At 67.8% G+C, this 17756-nt stretch carries 16 protein-coding genes; 6 read left to right on the top strand and 10 right to left on the bottom strand.

The window, feature by feature from the left end; all coding sequences use genetic code 11:
* Positions 1 to 10: 10 nt before the first annotated feature.
* The 4 genes from ACXI0U_RS07290 (at position 11) to ACXI0U_RS07275 (ending at position 5694) form a co-directional block, all read left to right on the top strand.
* Positions 11 to 1525 (top strand): purine-cytosine permease family protein, encoded by a 1515-nt coding sequence (locus tag ACXI0U_RS07290; protein WP_374980441.1) that lies wholly within the window; start codon positions 11 to 13, stop codon positions 1523 to 1525.
* A gap of 144 nt (positions 1526 to 1669) precedes the next feature.
* Complete coding sequence (locus ACXI0U_RS07285) at positions 1670 to 3058, top strand: sodium:solute symporter family protein (RefSeq protein ID WP_043245842.1); 1389 nt, start codon at positions 1670 to 1672, stop codon at positions 3056 to 3058.
* A gap of 106 nt (positions 3059 to 3164) precedes the next feature.
* Positions 3165 to 4766, top strand: a complete 1602-nt coding sequence (locus ACXI0U_RS07280) for a 5-guanidino-2-oxopentanoate decarboxylase (protein ID WP_479549955.1) — start codon at positions 3165 to 3167, stop codon at positions 4764 to 4766.
* A 202-nt stretch (positions 4767 to 4968) separates the two neighbouring features.
* The gene (locus ACXI0U_RS07275) at positions 4969 to 5694 is read left to right on the top strand and encodes an MBL fold metallo-hydrolase (RefSeq protein WP_479549954.1); all 726 of its coding nucleotides are present in this window, start codon (positions 4969 to 4971) and stop codon (positions 5692 to 5694) included.
* A 28-nt stretch (positions 5695 to 5722) separates the two neighbouring features.
* On the opposite strand, the gene ACXI0U_RS07270 is transcribed toward ACXI0U_RS07275, so the two are convergent.
* The 3 genes from ACXI0U_RS07270 to ACXI0U_RS07260 all read right to left on the bottom strand — a co-directional run bounded on the left by ACXI0U_RS07270 (position 5723) and on the right by ACXI0U_RS07260 (position 6951).
* Entirely contained in the window at positions 5723 to 5857 is a 135-nt protein-coding gene (locus tag ACXI0U_RS07270; RefSeq protein ID WP_021222823.1) for a PA1414 family protein, read from the bottom strand.
* A 197-nt stretch (positions 5858 to 6054) separates the two neighbouring features.
* Positions 6055 to 6201 carry a hypothetical protein gene (locus ACXI0U_RS07265; RefSeq protein ID WP_021222824.1) on the bottom strand — a complete coding sequence of 49 codons (147 nt, stop codon included), beginning with the start codon at positions 6199 to 6201 and terminating at the stop codon, positions 6055 to 6057.
* A gap of 123 nt (positions 6202 to 6324) precedes the next feature.
* Complete coding sequence (locus tag ACXI0U_RS07260; RefSeq protein ID WP_184488982.1) at positions 6325 to 6951, bottom strand: cysteine hydrolase family protein; 627 nt, start codon at positions 6949 to 6951, stop codon at positions 6325 to 6327.
* 120 nt (positions 6952 to 7071) lie between these two features.
* On the opposite strand from ACXI0U_RS07260, the gene ACXI0U_RS07255 reads away from it, so the two are divergent.
* Entirely contained in the window at positions 7072 to 8028 is a 957-nt protein-coding gene (locus ACXI0U_RS07255) for a helix-turn-helix domain-containing protein (protein WP_479549953.1), read from the top strand.
* 646 nt (positions 8029 to 8674) lie between these two features.
* Here ACXI0U_RS07255 and ptrR read toward each other — a convergent pair.
* Positions 8675 to 9547 carry a putrescine utilization regulator PtrR gene (gene ptrR, locus ACXI0U_RS07250; protein WP_031288506.1) on the bottom strand — a complete coding sequence of 291 codons (873 nt, stop codon included), beginning with the start codon at positions 9545 to 9547 and terminating at the stop codon, positions 8675 to 8677.
* A 102-nt stretch (positions 9548 to 9649) separates the two neighbouring features.
* On the opposite strand from ptrR, the gene ACXI0U_RS07245 reads away from it, so the two are divergent.
* Positions 9650 to 10819, top strand: coding sequence for a YbfB/YjiJ family MFS transporter (locus tag ACXI0U_RS07245; protein ID WP_431484860.1), 1170 nt, complete (start codon positions 9650 to 9652; stop codon positions 10817 to 10819).
* A gap of 309 nt (positions 10820 to 11128) precedes the next feature.
* Here the strand turns inward: ACXI0U_RS07245 and map are convergent, their stop codons facing one another.
* The 6 genes from map to aceK all read right to left on the bottom strand — a co-directional run bounded on the left by map (position 11129) and on the right by aceK (position 17735).
* On the bottom strand, positions 11129 to 11920 hold the full coding sequence (gene map / locus ACXI0U_RS07240; protein ID WP_374980434.1) for a type I methionyl aminopeptidase: 792 nt from the start codon (positions 11918 to 11920) through the stop codon (positions 11129 to 11131).
* Complete coding sequence (locus ACXI0U_RS07235) at positions 11917 to 12138, bottom strand: ParD-like family protein (protein WP_236206358.1); 222 nt, start codon at positions 12136 to 12138, stop codon at positions 11917 to 11919. Before ACXI0U_RS07235 ends, map begins: the two co-directional genes overlap by 4 nt.
* 165 nt (positions 12139 to 12303) lie before the next feature.
* The gene (locus ACXI0U_RS07230; RefSeq protein WP_479549952.1) at positions 12304 to 13389 is read right to left on the bottom strand and encodes an extracellular solute-binding protein; all 1086 of its coding nucleotides are present in this window, start codon (positions 13387 to 13389) and stop codon (positions 12304 to 12306) included.
* Entirely contained in the window at positions 13386 to 14426 is a 1041-nt protein-coding gene (locus ACXI0U_RS07225) for a histone deacetylase family protein (RefSeq protein ID WP_479549951.1), read from the bottom strand. Before ACXI0U_RS07225 ends, ACXI0U_RS07230 begins: the two co-directional genes overlap by 4 nt.
* Before the next feature lie 545 nt (positions 14427 to 14971).
* Entirely contained in the window at positions 14972 to 15991 is a 1020-nt protein-coding gene (locus ACXI0U_RS07220; RefSeq protein WP_479549950.1) for an AraC family transcriptional regulator, read from the bottom strand.
* A 13-nt stretch (positions 15992 to 16004) separates the two neighbouring features.
* Positions 16005 to 17735, bottom strand: coding sequence for a bifunctional isocitrate dehydrogenase kinase/phosphatase (aceK, locus tag ACXI0U_RS07215; RefSeq protein WP_479549949.1), 1731 nt, complete (start codon positions 17733 to 17735; stop codon positions 16005 to 16007).
* Between the last annotated feature and the right edge of the window lie 21 nt (positions 17736 to 17756).

Genomic DNA, 17756 nt, shown 5'->3' with positions numbered 1-17756 from the left:
GAGAACAACGATGCATAACAACAATAACGAGCAAAGCCTGACCCGAATCGAAACCTTCGGTGTCGAGCAGATCCCCGATCACGAACGCAACGCCAAGCCAGTCGACCTGTTCCGCATGATCTTCGGCGGCGCCAACACCTTCGCCACCGCCGTGCTGGGCAGCTTCCCGGTGCTGTTCGGCCTGTCCTTCGAGGCGGGCGTGTGGGCCATCCTCCTGGGCGTGGTGGTCGGCTCGCTGATCCTCGCGCCGATGGGCCTGTTCGGCCCGCTCAACGGCACCAATAACGCGGTCTCCTCGGGCGCCCACTTCGGCGTGCACGGGCGGATCGTCGGCTCCTTCCTCTCCCTGCTCACCGCCATCGCCTTCTTCTCCCTCTCGGTGTGGAGCTCGGGCGACGCGCTGATCGGCGGTGCCAAGCGCCTGATGGGCCTGCCGGAAACCGACCTGACCCTGGGCCTGGCCTACGGCCTGTTCGCGGTGCTGGTGCTGACGGTGTGCATCTACGGCTTCCGCTTCCTGTTGTGGGTCAACAAGGTGGCGGTGTGGAGCGCCAGCGCGCTGTTCCTGCTGGGCATCTTCGCCTTCGCCGGCCCCTTCGACGCCAGCTACGCCGGCTCGGTGCAGGTGGGCAGCGAGGGCTTCTGGGCCGCCTTCATCGGCGCCGCCCTGCTGGCCATGAGCAACCCGGTGTCCTTCGGCGCCTTCCTCGGTGACTGGGCGCGCTACATCCCCCGCGAGGCGAGCAAGGGCCGCATCATGCTGGCGGTGATCGGTGCGCAGCTGGCAACCCTGATCCCCTTCTTCTTCGGCCTGGTGACCGCCACCATCGTCGCCGTCCAGGCACCGGACTACATCGCGCAGAACAACTACGTCGGTGGCCTGCTGGCCGTCTCGCCGACCTGGTTCTTCCTGCCGGTGTGCCTGATCGCGGTGATCGGCGGCATGTCCACCGGCACCACTTCGCTCTACGGCACCGGCCTGGACATGTCCTCGGTGTTCCCGCGCCTGCTCAACCGCGTGCAGGCCACGGTGATGATCGGGCTGATGTCCATCGCCTTCATCTTCATCGGCCGCTTCGCCTTCAACCTGGTGCAGAGCGTGTCCACCTTCGCCGTGCTGATCATCACCTGCACCAGCCCCTGGATGGTGATCATGATCCTCGGCCTGGTGATCCGCCGTGGTTTCTACTGCCCGGACGACCTGCAGGTGTTCACCCGTGGCGAGACCGGCGGCCGCTACTGGTTCCACAACGGCTGGAACTGGCGCGGCATGGGCGCCTGGGTTCCCAGCGCGCTGGTGGGCCTGTGCTTCGTCAACCTGCCGGGGCAGTTCGTCGGCCCCCTGGGCGAGCTGGCCGGCGGCATCGACATCAGCCTGCCGGTGACCCTGGGCATGGCCGCCCTACTCTACCTGGCGCTGCTCAACCTGTTCCCCGAGCCCGCCGAGGTGTACGGCCCAAAGGGCCCGCGCTGGGTACGCGCAAAGCGCGCCCCCAGCGGCCTGGGCAATGCTGAAATCGCCTGATCCGCATCCCGTGCAGCGGTGGCCGGAGCCCGGCCGCCGGTGACTCGCCCAACCCGGGGCAACCGCCCCGGTGCTGCACACGCTACGTGCTACGCCAGGCCTGACCCGCCTGAACTACAACAATGAGAAAGAGAGAGCTGAACAATGGCCTTGGATATCTTCGTCGTACTGCTATACGTAGCCGCGATGCTCACCCTGGGCTGGTACGGCATGCGCCGCGCCAGGACCCGTGACGACTACCTGGTGGCCGGGCGCAACCTGGGGCCGGGCTTCTACCTCGGCACCATGGCCGCCACCGTGCTCGGCGGCGCCTCCACCATCGGCACCGTGCGCCTGGGCTACGTCCACGGCATCTCCGGTTTCTGGCTCTGCGGCGCCATCGGCCTGGGCATCGTCGGCCTCAGCCTGTTCCTCGCCAAGCCGCTGCTGAAGCTGAAGATCTACACCGTCACCCAGGTGCTGGAGCGCCGCTACAACCCCGCCGCGCGTCACGCCAGCGCCCTGATCATGCTGGTCTACGCGCTGATGATCGGCGCCACCTCGACCATCGCCATCGGCACCGTCATGCAGGTGCTGTTCGGCCTGCACTTCTGGGTCGCCATCCTCATCGGCGGAGGCGTGGTGGTGCTCTACTCCACCATCGGCGGCATGTGGTCGCTGACCCTGACCGACATCGTGCAGTTCCTGATCATGACCATCGGCCTGGTGTTCCTGCTGATGCCCATGTCCATCAGCGACGCCGGCGGCTGGAGCGCCATGATGGACAAGCTGCCCGCCAGCTACCTGGACTTCACCGCCATCGGCTGGGACACCATCGTCACCTACTTCCTCATCTACTTCTTCGGCATCTTCATCGGCCAGGACATCTGGCAGCGCGTGTTCACCGCCCGCAGCGAGGGCGTGGCCAAGGTGGCCGGCACCGCCGCCGGCCTCTACTGCATCCTCTACGGCCTGGCCGGCGCCCTGATCGGCATGGCCGCCAAGGTGCTGCTGCCGGACCTGGACAACGTCAACAACGCCTTCGCCAGCGTCGTCGAGCACAGCCTGCCCAACGGCATCCGCGGCCTGGTCATCGCTGCGGCCCTGGCCGCGCTGATGTCCACCGCCAGCGCCGGCCTGCTGGCCGCTTCCACCACCATCACCCAGGACCTGCTGCCGCTGCTGCGCAAAGGCCGTGAGAGCGGCAACGGCGACGTGCATGAGAACCGCGTCGCCACCCTGCTGCTGGGCCTGGTGATGCTCGGCATCGCCCTGGTGGTCAGCGACGTCATCAGCGCCCTGACCGTGGCCTACAACATGCTGGTGGGCGGCATGCTCATCCCGCTGATCGGCGCCATCTACTGGAAGCGCGCCACCACCGTCGGCGCCATCACCAGCATGGTCCTCGGCTTCGCCACCGTCCTCGCCTTCATGGTCATCGATGGCCTCGACGCCAACACCCCGATCTACTACAGCCTGGCGGTGGGCCTGGTCAGCTTCGTGCTGGTCAGCCTGCTGTCCCGTCGCCCGGCGGCCAGCACCAGCCTGGCCTGAGTTTGCGTGAACGGCCGCACCATCCCGGCGGCCACCCTTGAATTCCGGCCTGCGCCCGCAGGCCGGGATTCGTTTTATTCAAGACCGGAAGAGCAAGGAACCTGCCATGACCACCTGCGGTGAATTCCTCGTCAAGCAACTGCAAGCCTGGGGCGTCGACACCGTGTTCGGCATCCCCGGCGTGCACACCGTCGAGCTGTATCGCGGCCTGCCCGGCAGCGGCATCCGCCACATCACCCCGCGCCACGAACAGGGCGCCGGCTTCATGGCCGACGGCTACGCGCGCGTCTCCGGCAAGCCGGGCGTGTGCTTCATCATCACCGGCCCGGGCATGACCAACATCACCACCGCCATGGGCCAGGCCTACGCCGATTCCATCCCCATGCTGGTGATCTCCAGCGTCAACGAGCGTTCGCGCCTGGGGCTGGGCAACGGCTACCTGCACGAGCTGCCCAACCAGCGCGCCCTGGTGGCCGGCGTCGCCGCCTTCAGCCACACCCTGATGAACGTCGAGGAGCTGCCGGCCGTGCTGGCCCGCGCCTTCGCCGTGTTCGACAGCCAGCGCCCACGCCCGGTGCACATCGAGCTGCCGCTGGACATCATCACCGCGCCCGCCGAGCACCTGCAGGTGCAGCCCCGCCCTGCCCTCTCGCGCCCGGCCCCGGCCATGGCCCAGTTGCGCGAGGCCGCCAGCCGCCTGCGCAACGCCAAGCGCCCGCTGCTGCTGCTCGGCGGCGGCTGCGTCGAGGCCCAGGCGGAGGCCCGCGCCCTGGCCACCGCGCTGGACGCCCCCACCGCGCTGACCATCAACGCCAAGGGCCTGCTGCAACCCGACCACCCGCTGCTGGTGGGCAGCAACCAGTCGCTGGTTCCGGTGCGCCAACTGGCCCTGGAGGCCGACGTGGTGCTGGCCATCGGCACCGAGCTGGGCGAAACCGACTATGACGTGGTGTTCGACGGCAACTTCCGCATCGGCGGCGAGCTGATCCGCATCGACATCGACCCGCAGCAACTGGTGCGCAACCACACCCCGGCCCTGGCCATCCACAGCGATGCACGCCTGGCCATGCGCGTGCTGCTGGCCGAGCTGCCGGCGCGCGAAGCCAGCACCAGCAGCCCGGGCGCCCAGCGCGCCGCCGGGGTGCGCGCGCAACTGGCCGAGGACTTTTCCGGCTGGGCCCATTACCGCCAGCTGTTCGACTGCATCCTCGAGACCCTGCCGGACGCCCGCTTCGTCGGCGACTCGACCCAGACCGTGTACAGCGGCAACCACCTGGTGGAGCTGGAGGGCCCGCGCCGCTGGTTCAACGCCTCCACCGGCTACGGCACCCTGGGCTACGGCCTGCCGGCGGCCATCGGCGCCAAGCTGGCCGAACCGGACCGCCCGGTGATCAGCCTGATGGGCGACGGCGGCATCCAGTTCACCCTGCCGGAACTGGCCAGCGCCGTGGAAGCGCGGGTCGGCGTCATCGTGCTGCTGTGGAACAACCAGGGCTACGGCGAGATCAAGCGCTACATGGAACGCCGCGACATCACCCCGCTGGGCGTGGACATCTACACCCCAGACTTCATCGCCATCGCCCGCGGCTTCGGCTGCCAGGCCGAGAAGGCCCGCGACCACGCGCACCTGCAGGAACTGCTGCGCAATGCACCAAGCGACCGACCGTTGATCATCGAGGTGGCCGAGGCCGCGCCCTTTGCGCCGTGAAACCGGGCTCCCGGGCTGAAGCCCGGGCTACGTGCGGGGGCGTTTCGCGAATGAATTCGCTCCCACAGTCGTAGAGTGGAGGTCGCTCTTTACCTCCACCAGGCGGAGCAGGGTGCGGCACAGGCCCATGCTGGAATCGCCACCGCCATGGCCCGCACCGGACAGGTATGCTGCCCCCACAACCACAACAAGGGAGCCCCCGATGAAGATCGTCAGCCGAGACCGCTGGTTCGAGGTCGAGCATCTCTACGACGGCGTCAGCCTGATCAGCGAGCCCTATGTGAGGCCCTTCTACCGCTGCAACCTGTGGCACGTGCAGGGCCGCGACCGCGACGTGCTGGTGGATTCGGGCTCAGGCCTGGTCAGCCTGCGCGAGCAGCTGCCCTGGCTCACCGAGCGGCCGCTGCTGGCGGTGGCCAGCCATACCCACTTCGACCATATCGCCGGGCACCACGAGTTCGACGAACGCCTGGTGCACCCCGCCGAGGCGGACATCCTCGCCGCACCGGACGGCGACAACACCCTGGCCCGCGCCTTCGTCGGCGACGAGATGTTCGAGGCGCACCCGGACTGCCCGCTGTGCTACGCCGAGTACCGCGTCAAGGCGGCGCCGGCCACGCGGCTGATCGAGGAAGGCGATGTGCTGGACCTGGGGGACAGGACACTCGAAGTGCTGCACACCCCCGGGCATTCACCCGGCGGCATCAGCCTGTGGGAAGAGCGGACCGGCACCCTGTTCAGCGGCGATATCGTCTATGACGGGCCGCTGATCGAGGACGCCTACCACTCGAGTCTGGATGACTACGCGAAGAGCCTCGCACGGCTGCGCGACCTTCCGGTTCGCACCGTGCATGGCGGGCATTTCCCGAGTTTTTCCGGGGAGCGTCTGCGCGAACTGATCGGTGCCTGGTTCAAGGCGCACGACTGACCGCGCAAGGCGCTGCGGAACCGGCGCCCTAGCGGCGCCGACGCTGCTCGGCCAGGCGACGTTGCTCGTCGCTGCGAACGGGGATGGGTTGCAGGCGCGGACGCTCGGTCAGCCCTAGGGTCACGGACAACTGCCAGGCAATATGGCTCAGCCAAGCTTTCATGGGCCCCTCCAGTCGATCAAAAGGTTGGTCGGGCGGCCCGAGACAGGTTGGCCGCCCTCGGCGAACGGAACGATTCCGCTGCCAAGTACAGAGTAGTCCTGCCACGCCAAAGCGAAAATGCCCTGGATCAAATTTCCCCCCGGGGCATGGCGTGGATTTATCACAGGCTGTTTCCGGCGCTGCCCAGGGCACGCAGCCTAGCCCTGGAGCGCGCCGTGCTCGGCCGGGTGGAGCGGATCGGCTGGCGGCAGCTCCCCGGCACGGGCGAAGCCGGCCAGGACGATCACCAGGAACAGCCCGGCGGCAAGGCTGAAGACGACGTTGAGGGGATTGGGCTCGCCCATGGCTCGGTCCTTTTCGTGTGAGGGGCACACTGCATCGACCGGGCCCTGCCAGCAGGGTTCAGGGAATATTTCTGCAACGCCGGCAGCCCCGTCCCAGAGCGCCGGGACGGGCCTGCCGCTGCGTCAGCCGCGTGCCTTCACCGCGCGCTGGTTGGAGAGGTAGAGATCGTCCGCCTGCAACGCCTCACCGGCGGCCAGGGCGGCGAGCCATTGCTCGGTGCTGGCCACGGCGGCGAAACCGGTGTGGGAGACCAGGGTGAACACTCGGTGGATCTCCTCGGCGCTGGCCGAGCCGAAGGCGTTGGCGAAGGGCACCGAGCCGGTGGCATCGTGCAGCAGCTCGACGTTCCAGCCTTCATGGCAGGCCTGGCGGGCGGTGGATTCGTCGCAGTGCTGGGTCATGTAGCCGACGATGGTCAGGGTGTCGATGCCGCGCTCGCGCAACCAGGGGCCCAGGTCGGTGCCGGTCAGGGCGCTGGGGAAGTCCTTCTGCACCCGATGGTCATGGGCGCGGTCGGCCACCAGCGGGTGCAGTTCGGCGCCACGGCTGCCCCGGGCGAAGATCGGCGAATCCTCCGGCGCCAGGTGCTGCACCAGCACCACGGGGATGCCGGCGGCGGTGGCGGCGTCCATCGCCCGGCCGATATTGGCCAGGGACTGGTCCACGGGCGGGTATTCGATCAGCAGATCGCCGCTGACGTATTCGTTCTGCACATCGATGACGATCAGCGCACGCTTCGGCTGGGACATGGTGGAGCTCCTTGTTGTGGGTGGGTTGGTGCGCATTCTTCGCCCTGACGACCCCAGCCGGTGAGTGGCCCAACTGCCAACTTCCGCTAATATCGGGCCAACCCCGAGGAGCCCCCGCCCATGCAGGAACACGTGATAGTCGTGGTCGCGTTCGACCGCATCATCCCCTTCCACCTCTCCGTGCCCTGCCTGGTGTTCGGCGAGACCTGCCCGGAGATGGCGCCCTTCGACCTGCGCGTGTGCGCCGCCGAAGCGGGGCCCTTGCGCACCACGGCGGGCTTCACCATCGCCGTCGAACTGGGCCTGGAGGCCATCGCCAGCGCCGACACGGTGATAGTGCCGAGCTGGCGCCACCCCGATGAACGCCCGCCGCAGGCCCTGCTGGACGCCCTGGTCGCCGCCCACGCGCGCGGGGCGAAGCTGGTCGGCCTGTGCCTGGGCGCCTATGTGCTGGCCGAAGCCGGCCTGCTCGACGGCCGTCGCGCCACCACCCACTGGGCCTGGGCCCGCGACTTCGCCGAGCGCTACCCGCAGGTGCAGCTGGACCCGGACGTGCTCTACCTCGAAGACGGCGAACTGCTCACCTCGGCCGGTACCGCTGCCGGCATCGACTGCTGCCTGCACCTGCTGCGCCAGCATTGCGGCGCCGAGACCGCCAACCGCGTGGCCCGGCGCCTGGTGGTGCCGCCCCACCGCCAGGGCGGCCAGGCGCAGTTCATCGAGCAACCCCTGCCCACCAGCCCGCGCGACGACCGCCTCACCTGCGTGCTGGACTGGGTGCGCAGCAACCTGGAGCAGGAGCACAGCCTCGACAGCCTGGCCCAGCGCGTGCTGATGAGCCGGCGCACCTTCAGCCGCCACTTCCGCCAGCTCACCGGCAGCACCCTCGGCGACTGGCTGCTGGCCGAGCGCCTGGCCCTGACCCAGCGCCTGCTGGAGAGCACCGACCAGAGCGTGGAGAAGATCGCCACCCTCGCCGGTTTCGGCTCCCCCGTCTCCCTGCGCCACCACTTCGGCCGTGCCTTCGGCGTCTCGCCCTCGGCGTGGCGGCAGAGTTTCCAGGGGAGTGTGGCGTAGCCCCGTAATCGGCTCACCGTAGGTTGGCGCCGAGCACAGCGAGGCCCAACGCTGGGTATCGGGCCTCGTGCAAGGGTCGGGTCTTATCGCGGATGAATCCGCTCCCACGATCTGGCAGCGCTGAGCGAATGAACTGGCTCTGTCTGCATTAGCTGTTGTGGTTCTAAAACAAGGGCTTAAGCACGGTGCTTTCCAGGCATTTATGACTCCTTGTCACGCCCACCGCGTGGGTTTCGCTTCGCTCTACACCACCCTACGGAAGCGACTACGGCCCGAGCGTGATGCGCACATTGATGAAAGTTCTGGCGAAGACGTTGGAGCAGCGGCCAAATGCCCCTTTCAGGAGGCCGAGCGCAATCGTCGTGTAGGGGGTTGAGCGACATGGATGTCGCGAGAGCCGCGATGGGCCAGGGATGGCCCTTCGCGGCGTGCCCCTGGAACGATGATGGAGCGAGGGAAGTCTGGCGAAGCCAGACCCGTATGCAGGGGCGAGCGCTTTTGGTTCCTTTTAAGGCGATTGTTAAAAGGGACTCGCCCGGGGGGCGAAACCATAAGCACCAACAAAACTCGGCAATCAGTTGGGCTCAAATCCTCTAGCAACACTTAACGCAGACATAGCCAATGAATTCGCCCCTACAGGCAATGATTACGCGGGTTGCATGGGCTCTACGTCCATCACCTCGATCCAGGCCTTGAGGTTGGCGCCGAGCATGCCCTTGCGCCACATCAGCCAGGTGGTGGTGTGGTCGAAGGGTTCGGCCAGGTGATGCACCGCCACCGCTTCGCGGCCGGGCAGGGTCTGCAGCATGGACAGCGGCATCAGCGCCACGCCGCCACCGGCGACCACGCAGGCGAGCATGCTGTGGTAGGACTCGATCTCCATGATCTGCCCCATGGGCACCCGCGCGGCGGCGAACCAGCTTTCGATGCGTTTGCGGTAGGAACAGCGCGGGCGGAAGCTGTATACCGCCTCGCCCAGCACATCCGCCGCCGACGCCACCGGGGCGTGGCCGAGGCTGGTGATGAGCACCAGGGTTTCCTCGAACAGCGGCAGGCCGTCCAGCTCGGCGTAGTCCATGGGGCCGTCCACCAGCGCCGCGTCCAGCTTGCCGCTGACCAGGCCCTCGATCAGCTCGCCGCTGGGCAGCGTCTGCACTTGCAGGTTGACCGCTGGCCAGGCCCGGTGGAAGCGCGCCAGCATCCCCGGCAGGTGGATGGCGGCGGTGCTGTACATGGAGCCGATGACGAAGTCGCCCGCCGGCTCGCCACCCTTGAGTGCCGCCTCCGCCTCGGCCTGCAGTTTGAACATGCGCTCGGCGTAGCCCAGCAGCACCTTGCCCGCGGCGGACAGCTGCAGGCGTTGGCGCTCGCGGAGGAATAGGTCCACGCCCAGGGCTTCCTCCAGCTGGCGCAGGCGGGTGGACAGGTTCGACGGCACGCGGCTCATGCGCACCGCGGCCTTGGCGATGGAGCCTTCCTCGGCGACCGCCTGGAAGATGCGCAGCTGGCTGAGTTCCATGGAAAGCATTCTCTTTAGTTGAACAAGTTGTTCTTTATTATTCGTTTTAACTGAACAAGTCAAAACCCTAGCATGGCTTCCATCGCCACCCTGGAGGCCGCCATGTCGCCCATCATCCGCATCCTCGCCAGCATCCTCGCCCTGTTCGTTGCCATGGGCGTGGGGCGCTTCTCGCTCACCCCGCAGTTGCCGCACCTGATCGCCGAAGGCCAGGTTGACCTCACCGGCGCCGGGCTGATCGCCGCCGCCAACTACCTCGGCTACCTGGTGGGTGCCCTCGATGCCCTGCGCGCCACCGCGCCCGAGCAGGCACGGCGCCGCCTGTTCGGTGGGCTCTGGGCCGGCGTCGCCATCACCCTCGCTTCCGCCTGGGCATTCGGCTTCTGGCCCCATGTGGCGCTGCGCTTCGCCGCCGGCGTGGCCAGCGCCTGGGTGCTGGTGGTGCTCACCGCCCTGGCCGCCCAGGTGGCGGTGCAGGCCGGTCGACCACGCCTGGCCGGGCTGATCTTCACCGGGCCGAGCCTGGGCGTGCTGGCCACCGGGCTGATGGCCTTGGCGCTCAACCTGCTGGGCCAGGGTTCGTCCAGCGCCTGGCTGCTGTATGGCGTCACCTCGCTGGTGCTGACCGCAGCCATCCACCCGCTGCTGCCGCGTCCGCAGGCCCGCGCCGATACCGCGCCGCAACAGACGGGCCCGCGGCCAAAGGCCTTCTACCCGCTGCTGGTGGCGTACTCGCTGGTGGGCATCGGCTACATCATCCCCGCCACCTTCCTTTCGCAGATGGCCGCCGCGCAGTTCTACGGCCAGTGGCTGGCCGACCTGTTCTGGCCCGCCTTTGGCCTGGTCGCCACCCTCGGCGTGCTGCTGGTAAGCCTGCGCCGCCCGGGTTCCGGCAACACCGGCCGCTGGCTGGTGGGCGCGCTCTGGCTGCAGGCGCTGGGGGTGCTGGCCTGCCTGTTCCCGGGCATGGCCGGGCTGGCGCTGGGGGTGATCTTCTGCGGTGGGCCCTTCCTCGCCAGCATGCTGCTGGTGATGCAGCGGGCCCGGGAGATCGACCCGCTGGGCCACGCCCGCAATGTCGGCCTGCTCACCGCCGGCTTCGCCCTCGGTCAGCTCGGCGGCCCGCTGCTGGCGGCCCTGAGCAGCCACTTCAGCGGTGGCCTGCGCCCCGCCCTGCTGCTCGCCGCCGGCGCCCTGCTGCTGGCGGGTGGCTTGATGCTCAAGGCGCGGGAAGAGGTGAAGGTGGAAACCGTGGCGGCGTGCCGGGGGTAAGCGAGTGATAACCGGCTGATCCGCATCGATGGGTTTCGTGCCTCTACCCATCCTACAAAGGCGCAGACGCACACCCGTAGGATGGCGTAGAGCGAAGCGAAACCCATGCGGTGGCGCGCCCACAAGGTGACGACCGGCCCGGCCCCGTTGGGCCTCGCTGCGCTCGGCGCCAACCTACGGTGCCGAGTGGTGGTAGGTCGGGTGCAACCCGACAGGGCTCGGCACGGTGGCGACGCGGGTTTCACCCGCCCTACGGGGACCCCTTGCGCAGCGCGCTCCCGGGCTGAAGCCCGGGCTACAGGTTGCCTGCTACGGCGTCGCTGGGAAGGCGTCGCGCTCTTCCTCGCGCAGGGTGAGCACGCGGTAGCCGGTTTCGGTGACCAGGATGGTGTGCTCGAACTGGGCCGAGAGGCTGCCGTCGCGGGTGATGACGGTCCAGCCGTCGGCGAGGGTGCGGACGCTGCGGCGGCCCTGGTTGATCATCGGTTCGATGGTGAAGGTCATGCCCGGCTGCAGGCGCAGGCCCGTGCCGGGGTGGCCGACGTGGACCACCTGCGGGCTTTCGTGCATCTGCCGGCCGATGCCGTGGCCGCAGTACTCGATCACCACCGAGTAGCCCGCCTCCTCGGCACGGCTCTGGATGGCGTGGCCGATGTCGCCCAGCGTGGCGCCGGGGCGCACCAGGCGGATGGCGTCGTAGAGGCACTGCTGGGTGGTGTGCACCAGGCGCCGGGCGTCGTCGCTGATGGTGCCGAGGCAGTACATCTTGCTGGTATCGCCGTAGAAGCCGTCCTTGATCACCGTGACGTCGACATTGACGATGTCGCCCTCCTGCAGCACCTCCTCCGCCGAGGGCCAGCCATGGCAGACCACCTGGTTGACCGAGGTGTTGACGGTGAAGGGGTAGCCGTACTGGCCCTTGCTGCCGGGGATGGCCTGCAGGGTTTCGACGATGTAGCGCTCGGCGAAGGCGTCGATCTGCGCAGTGGTGACACCGGGGACGATGAAGTCATCCAGCGCCTCCAGCACCCGCGCGGCCAGGCGGCCGGCGACGACCATGCGCTCGATCTCGGCAGCGTTCTTGAGGGTGACCTTGCTCACTCCACCGCCTCCACCGGCGGCGTGGCGGAGAGCTCCAGCTCGCGGGCCTCTTCCATCAGGCGCTTGATGATGTCGGCGTAGGTCAGCTCCGGCTGGGCCTCGGCGAGCATGCCGATGCGCATCCAGTGCTCGGCCTGGGCGTTGATGGAGCGGGACATGGCGCGGCAGGCGATGCGCGCCTCTTCGTGCAGTACATCGGAAATCTTGACGATACCCATGGCAATCGATCCATATACGAAACGCTACATAACATAGCATTTCATTTTGGAATCGCAAATGAGAAAGGGCCGCAGTGCGGCCCTTCTTTGTTGCGTCCCATCACCTGCAGCAGTGATGGGTTTCGCTTCGCTCTACGCCATCCTACGGGCATGGGAGCGAGCGCATTAGGTACCGGTCTTGATCTTGGTCCAGGTGCGGGTACGGATGCGTTCCAGCTTGGGCGGCAGCATCTCCACCGAGAACAGCTTGGCCTGCACCTCCGCCGGCGGGTAGACGTTGGGGTTGTCACGCAGGGTGGCGGAGATGAGCCCGTCCGCCGCCTGGTTGGGGTTGGCGTAGGCCACGTGGTCGGAGATGGGCGCCACCACTTCCGGGCGCAGCAGGTAGTTGAGGAAGGCGTGGGCCTGCTCGACGTTCTGCGCGTCCCTGGGGATGGCCAGCACGTCGAACCAGGCGGCGGTGCCTTCCTTGGGAATGCGGTACTCCACCTTCACCCCGTTGCCGGCTTCCTCGGCGCGGGCGGCGGCCTGCATGGCGCCGCCGGACCAGGCCAGGGCGACGCAGATTTCGCCGTTGGCCAGGTCGCTGACGAACTTCGAAGAGCTGAAGTAGGTGACGCTCGGGCGCAGGCGGGTGAGCAGTGCCTCGGCCTTGGCGTAGTCGTCGGGGTTGCGGCTGTTGGGCGGCAGGCCCAGGTAGTGCAGCACCTCGGGGATCACCTCGGTGGGCGAGTCGAGGAAGGCCACGCCGCACTGCTTGAGCTTGGCCAGGTTGTCGGGGTTGAAGATCAGCTCCCAGGAATCCACCGGCGCATTCTCGCCCAGTACCGCGCGCACCTTGTCGAGGTTGTAGGCGATGCCGTTGGTGCCCCACATGTAGGGCATCACGTACTGGTTGCCCGGGTCCTTGGCGGCCAGCACCTTGAGCAGCGCCGGGTTGAGGTTCTTCCAGTTGGGCAGCTTGCTCTTGTCCAGGGGCTGGAACACACCGGCCTTCATGTAGTTGGGCAGGAAGCCGTCGCTGGGCACCACCAGGTCGTAGCCGGAGTGGCCGGAGAGCAGCTTGGCCTCCAGCACCTCGTTGCTGTCGTAGACGTCGTACTTGGGGGTGATGCCACTGTCCTTGCGGAAGTTCTCCAGGGTGTCCGGGGCGATGTAGTCGAACCAGTTGTAGATGCGCACCACCGGCTCGGCGGCGGCGTTGAAGGAGGCGCCCAGCAGCGCCAGGGCGACGAGATGGCGGGCGTTCATCGGGCCACCTCTTCATAGCCTTGCAGCACGTTGACGGCGTTCACCCCGATGGCCTCAACCGCGTAGCCGCCTTCCATGATGAAGAGCGTGGGCAGGCCGAGGGCGGCGATGCGCCGGCCCATGGCCAGGTAGTCGGGCGAGTCCAGCTTGAACTGGGAGATGGGGTCGTCCTTGTAGGTGTCGACGCCGAGGGAGATCACCAGCGCATCGGGCGCGTAGGCGGCGATCTTGCGGCAGGCGTCTTCCAGGGCGGCGGCCCAGCCGTCCCAGCCGGTGCCGTGGGGCAGCGGGTAGTTGTGGTTGCAGCCCGCGCCGGCGCCCTCGCCGCGTTCGTCGGCGTGGCCCAGGTAGTAGGGGTATTCCACCAGCGGGTCGCCGTGGATGGAGGCGAAGAGCACGTCGTCGCGGCTGTAGAACAGCTCCTGGGTGCCGTTGCCGTGGTGGTAGTCGACATCGAGGATGGCCACGCGGCGCGCGCCTTGGTCGATAAAGGCCTGGGTGGCGATGGCGGCGTTGTTGAAGAAGCAGTAGCCGCCCATGAAGTCGCTGCCGGCGTGGTGGCCCGGCGGGCGGCACAGGGCGAAGGCGGTGCTGGCGCCGTTGCGCATGTGGTCCTGGGCGGTGAGCGCGACCTGCGCCGAGCTGTACACGGCCTGCCAGGTGCCGGCAGTGATGGGCGCCTCGGTGTCGAAACAGTAGTGGCCGAGCTGGCCGTGCAGCGCCGTGGGGATGGGGCCGTCGCGGCGCAGGCGGCGCGCGGGGAAGGTGCTCGGCAGCATGTCGCAGCTGTGGCCCTCGGCGGCCCAGCGCGCCCAGGCGCCCTTGAGGAAGTCCACGTAGGCGGCGTCGTGCACCCGCAGGATGGGTTCCAGGCCGAAGTCACGGGGCTCGATCACCTCCCCCAGCGCCTGGTGGCGCACTCGCGCCAGCACGGTGTCCGCGCGGCTGGGCATCTCGAAACAGGGCTGGAGCTTGCCATCCACCAGTTCGGACTGGCCGAAATGGAGACGGTGGTCGTCGCTGTACACGGTCAGCATGCCGGGAACCTCATCTTGTTATTGGTGGATGGATTCTGTGGCGGATCGAGGCCCCTTGCGCAGGGGGACGGGCGGCCAATAGGGGATCGAAATGGCCAATCTGACTGGCCGCGATGTAACTCGTAGGATGGGTAGAGCGAAGCGAAACCCATGCTGCCGATGCGACAGGCCGGCGCAATGTCTTGCCCGCTTGCAGCCGCGCAATGATGGGTTTCGCGGGGCTCTACCCATCCTACAAAAACTACAGGCTGCGCTCGGCGCCGATCGATGCGTAGGGTGGATGGCGCTCTTTTCATCCACCGGCGGTGTTGCCGGAAGGCACGGGGACGAGCGACCTGCAACAGAGCGCCTTTGTAGGTCGGGTGCAACCCGACGGGGCGTACACGAAGGCAATGTGTGAGGGCGGAGTACAGAAGCGGTGGGCTGAAGCGGAGCGCCGCCCGGCCCACCCTACATACTGGTGGATTCAGCGCGATTGGGGGCTCCGTTTGGTGGATGGGAGAAGCGCCATCCACCCTACACCCCCGGGTGGTCTGTGCCGGGGCTCAGCCGCGGAACTGGCTGGGGGGTTGGCCGCTCCAGCGCTGGAAGGCGTGGCGCAGGCTGGCGGTTTCGCTGAAGCCGAGTTCCTCGGCGATGCGGTAGATGGGCAGCTCGCCCTGTTGCAGCAGTTCCTTGGCGCGGGCGAAGCGCAGGTCGTCGAGCAGTTGCTGGTAGCTGGTCTGCTGCTGGGCCAGGTGGCGGCGCAGGCTGCGGGCGGAGCAGTTCATGGCGCGGGCCAGTTCCTCCAGCCCCGGCGGCGCAGCCAGGCGCTGGGCGAGCAGGTCGCGCACGCGCTCCAGCCAGGCGCGGCGGGTGGCGAATTCGGCGTTCTGCCGGCGGCACTGTTCGAGCATTTCCCGGTGGGTGACCGGGTCGGCCAGGGGCAGCGGACGTTCCAGCCATTGGCGGGGGAAGCCGAAGCCGCTGCGCGCACGGCCGAAGCGCGGGGCGCGGTCGAAGGCCTGGCGGTAGAGCGGCGCGGCGCCGGGGGGCTCAGGGTAGTCCAGCTCCAGCGCGGCCACCGGCAGCGGCTGACCGAGCAAGTCGGCACAGGTCACCCGCAGCGAGCCGAGGCAGAGTTCGGTGTTGAAGGGTTTCAGCGCCTCGCGCTCGCCGTAGCCGCTGGCCAGCAGCCAAGCCAGGTCGCCCTCCTCCACCAGGCGCAGGTGGAAGTAGGTGCCCAGCAGCACCGGGTAGCCCAGGCCGATGCGCAGGGCCTCGCCCAGGGTCGGCGCCGAGAGCAGCGCGTAGCCCAGCAGGCCGTAGGCGGAGATGCGCGTGCGCTGGCCCAGCTCCAGCCCCAGCGCCGGGGTGTCGGCGAGGCGCAGGGCATTGGCGAACACCTGCTGCTCCTGCCCGGGGTTGATCAGCCGCTGCAGGGCGCGCAGGTCGTCCTCGGTGATGCCGCTGCCTTCCAGCAGGCTGGCGGCGTCGATGCCGCGCTCACCGAGGCAGGCCACGGTGAGCGTCGACATGTGCAGCGAGTTGAGCCAGGTGGCCCGGGAGAACAGCGAGTCGCCCATGGCCTTCAGGCCGTCACTGGATGGAATCCGGGCGTTCCTTGCGCCGGTAGGGGAAGACGTCGATTACCTTGCCGGCGCGGATGGCGTCCTGGAGGCTCTTCCAGTAGTCGGCGTCGTAGAGGTCGCCGTGCAGCTGGTTGAACAGCTTGCGCTGGCCGAGATCGGCGAACAGGAAGCGCGGGAACTCCTCGGGGAACACGTCGTGCGGGGCCACCGAGTACCAGGGCTCGGAGGACATCTCGTCCTCGGGGTAGCGCGGCGGCGGGATGAAGCGGAAGTTGACCTCGGTGAGGTAGCTGATCTCGTCGTAGTCGTAGAACACCACGCGGCCGTGGCGGGTGACGCCGAAGTTCTTCAGCAGCATGTCGCCGGGGAAGATGTTGGCGGCGGCCAGCTGCTTGATGGCCAGGCCGTAGTCGTCCAGCGCCTCGCGTACCTGGGGTTCGCTGGCGCTTTCCAGGTAGATGTTCAGCGGGGTCATGCGGCGCTCGGTCCAGCAGTGGCGGATGAGCACGGTGTCGCCTTCCAGCTCGACGGTGGAGGGTGCCACCTCCAGCAGCTCGGCCAGGCATTCGGGCTCGAACTTGGCCTTGGGGAAGCGGAAGTCGGCGAACTCCTGGGTGTCGGCCATGCGCCCGACGCGGTCGACGCTCTTCACCAGGCGGTACTTCTCGATCACGGTGTTGCGGTCGACGTTCTTCGACGGCGAGAAGCGGTCCTTGATGATCTTGAACACGGTGTTGAAGCCCGGCAGCGTGAACACGCTCATGACCATGCCGCGCACGCCCGGCGCCATGATGAAGCGGTCGTCGGTGTTGGCCAGGTGGTTGATCAGGGCGCGGTAGAACTCCGACTTGCCGTGCTTGTAGAAGCCGATGGAGGTGTACAGCTCGGCGATGTGCTTGCCCGGCAGGATGCGCTTGAGGAAGCTGACGAACTCCGCCGGCACCGGCACGTCCACCATGAAGTAGGAGCGGGTGAAGGAGAAGATGATCGAAACGTCGGCTTCGTCGGTGATCAGCGCGTCCACCTGGATGCCCTTGCCCTCGCGGTGCAGCAGCGGAATGACCAGCGGCCACTGCTCGTCGCGGGTGTAGATGCGGCCCACCAGGTAGGCGCCCTTGTTGCGGTAGAGGGTGGAGGAGAACAGCTCGACGCAGAGCTCCGGGTCCTTGATCACCCAGTCCGGCAGGCTGTCGCGCAGCTGGGCCACCAGGCGTTCGAGGTCGCGGTCCAGGTCGTCGAAGGGCACGGCGAAGCGGTAGTCGTCGAGGACCTGCAGCAGCGCCGCCTTGAGGTCGCCGCGCGGGTGGTAGCTGCGGGTCTGCGGGGCACGCTCATGGGCGCGCAGGGACGGCCGCGTGGTGTGGATGAACATGCAGCCGTCGCTGATCTGGTCATGGCTGAACAGGCCGCAGAAGATCGAGTTGAACCAGGTTTCCGAGAGTTCGTCGTCGAAGCGCAGGTCGATCAGCTTGATGTAGGCGCTCTTGACCAGCGGCCAGAGCTGCACGTCCAGCAGCACCTCTTCATCGAAGGCGCCGCGCAGGCGCTCGCTGACTTCGCTGACCTTTTCTTCGTAGAGGGCGATCCGCGCGGCGGCCGCCTGCTGGATCTCCTGCCATTGCGCCTGCTCGAAGCGGGCACGGGCGCCGTCGGTGATCTGACGGAAATGTTCACGGTAGTCGTCGAAACCATCGAGGATCAGTCGCGCGATATCTGCGGCCGGCCATTGCTGCGCCATGGGGAACACTCAGCTGGGAAT

This window comes from Pseudomonas sp. C9D1, from assembly GCF_056491235.1.
The sequence above is the reverse complement of the archived record's forward strand: the minus strand, read 5'-3'. Positions and strand labels throughout refer to the sequence as shown.

What these genes read in the sequence shown, in the direction of transcription:
- ACXI0U_RS07220 (WP_479549950.1), bottom strand. Translation starts at nt 15,991, where the DNA reads ATGGGCGACTCGCTGTTCTCCCGGGCCACCTGGCTCAACTCGCTGCAC.
- ACXI0U_RS07230 (WP_479549952.1), bottom strand. Translation starts at nt 13,389, where the DNA reads ATGAACGCCCGCCATCTCGTCGCCCTGGCGCTGCTGGGCGCCTCCTTC.
- aceK (WP_479549949.1), bottom strand. Translation starts at nt 17,735, where the DNA reads ATGGCGCAGCAATGGCCGGCCGCAGATATCGCGCGACTGATCCTCGAT.
- ACXI0U_RS07285 (WP_043245842.1), top strand. Translation starts at nt 1,670, where the DNA reads ATGGCCTTGGATATCTTCGTCGTACTGCTATACGTAGCCGCGATGCTC.
- ACXI0U_RS07245 (WP_431484860.1), top strand. Translation starts at nt 9,650, where the DNA reads ATGTCGCCCATCATCCGCATCCTCGCCAGCATCCTCGCCCTGTTCGTT.
- ACXI0U_RS07225 (WP_479549951.1), bottom strand. Translation starts at nt 14,426, where the DNA reads ATGCTGACCGTGTACAGCGACGACCACCGTCTCCATTTCGGCCAGTCC.
- ACXI0U_RS07290 (WP_374980441.1), top strand. Translation starts at nt 11, where the DNA reads ATGCATAACAACAATAACGAGCAAAGCCTGACCCGAATCGAAACCTTC.
- ACXI0U_RS07235 (WP_236206358.1), bottom strand. Translation starts at nt 12,138, where the DNA reads ATGGGTATCGTCAAGATTTCCGATGTACTGCACGAAGAGGCGCGCATC.
- ACXI0U_RS07270 (WP_021222823.1), bottom strand. Translation starts at nt 5,857, where the DNA reads ATGAAAGCTTGGCTGAGCCATATTGCCTGGCAGTTGTCCGTGACCCTA.
- ACXI0U_RS07260 (WP_184488982.1), bottom strand. Translation starts at nt 6,951, where the DNA reads ATGTCCCAGCCGAAGCGTGCGCTGATCGTCATCGATGTGCAGAACGAA.
- ptrR (WP_031288506.1), bottom strand. Translation starts at nt 9,547, where the DNA reads ATGGAACTCAGCCAGCTGCGCATCTTCCAGGCGGTCGCCGAGGAAGGC.
- ACXI0U_RS07265 (WP_021222824.1), bottom strand. Translation starts at nt 6,201, where the DNA reads ATGGGCGAGCCCAATCCCCTCAACGTCGTCTTCAGCCTTGCCGCCGGG.
- ACXI0U_RS07255 (WP_479549953.1), top strand. Translation starts at nt 7,072, where the DNA reads ATGCAGGAACACGTGATAGTCGTGGTCGCGTTCGACCGCATCATCCCC.
- ACXI0U_RS07275 (WP_479549954.1), top strand. Translation starts at nt 4,969, where the DNA reads ATGAAGATCGTCAGCCGAGACCGCTGGTTCGAGGTCGAGCATCTCTAC.
- ACXI0U_RS07280 (WP_479549955.1), top strand. Translation starts at nt 3,165, where the DNA reads ATGACCACCTGCGGTGAATTCCTCGTCAAGCAACTGCAAGCCTGGGGC.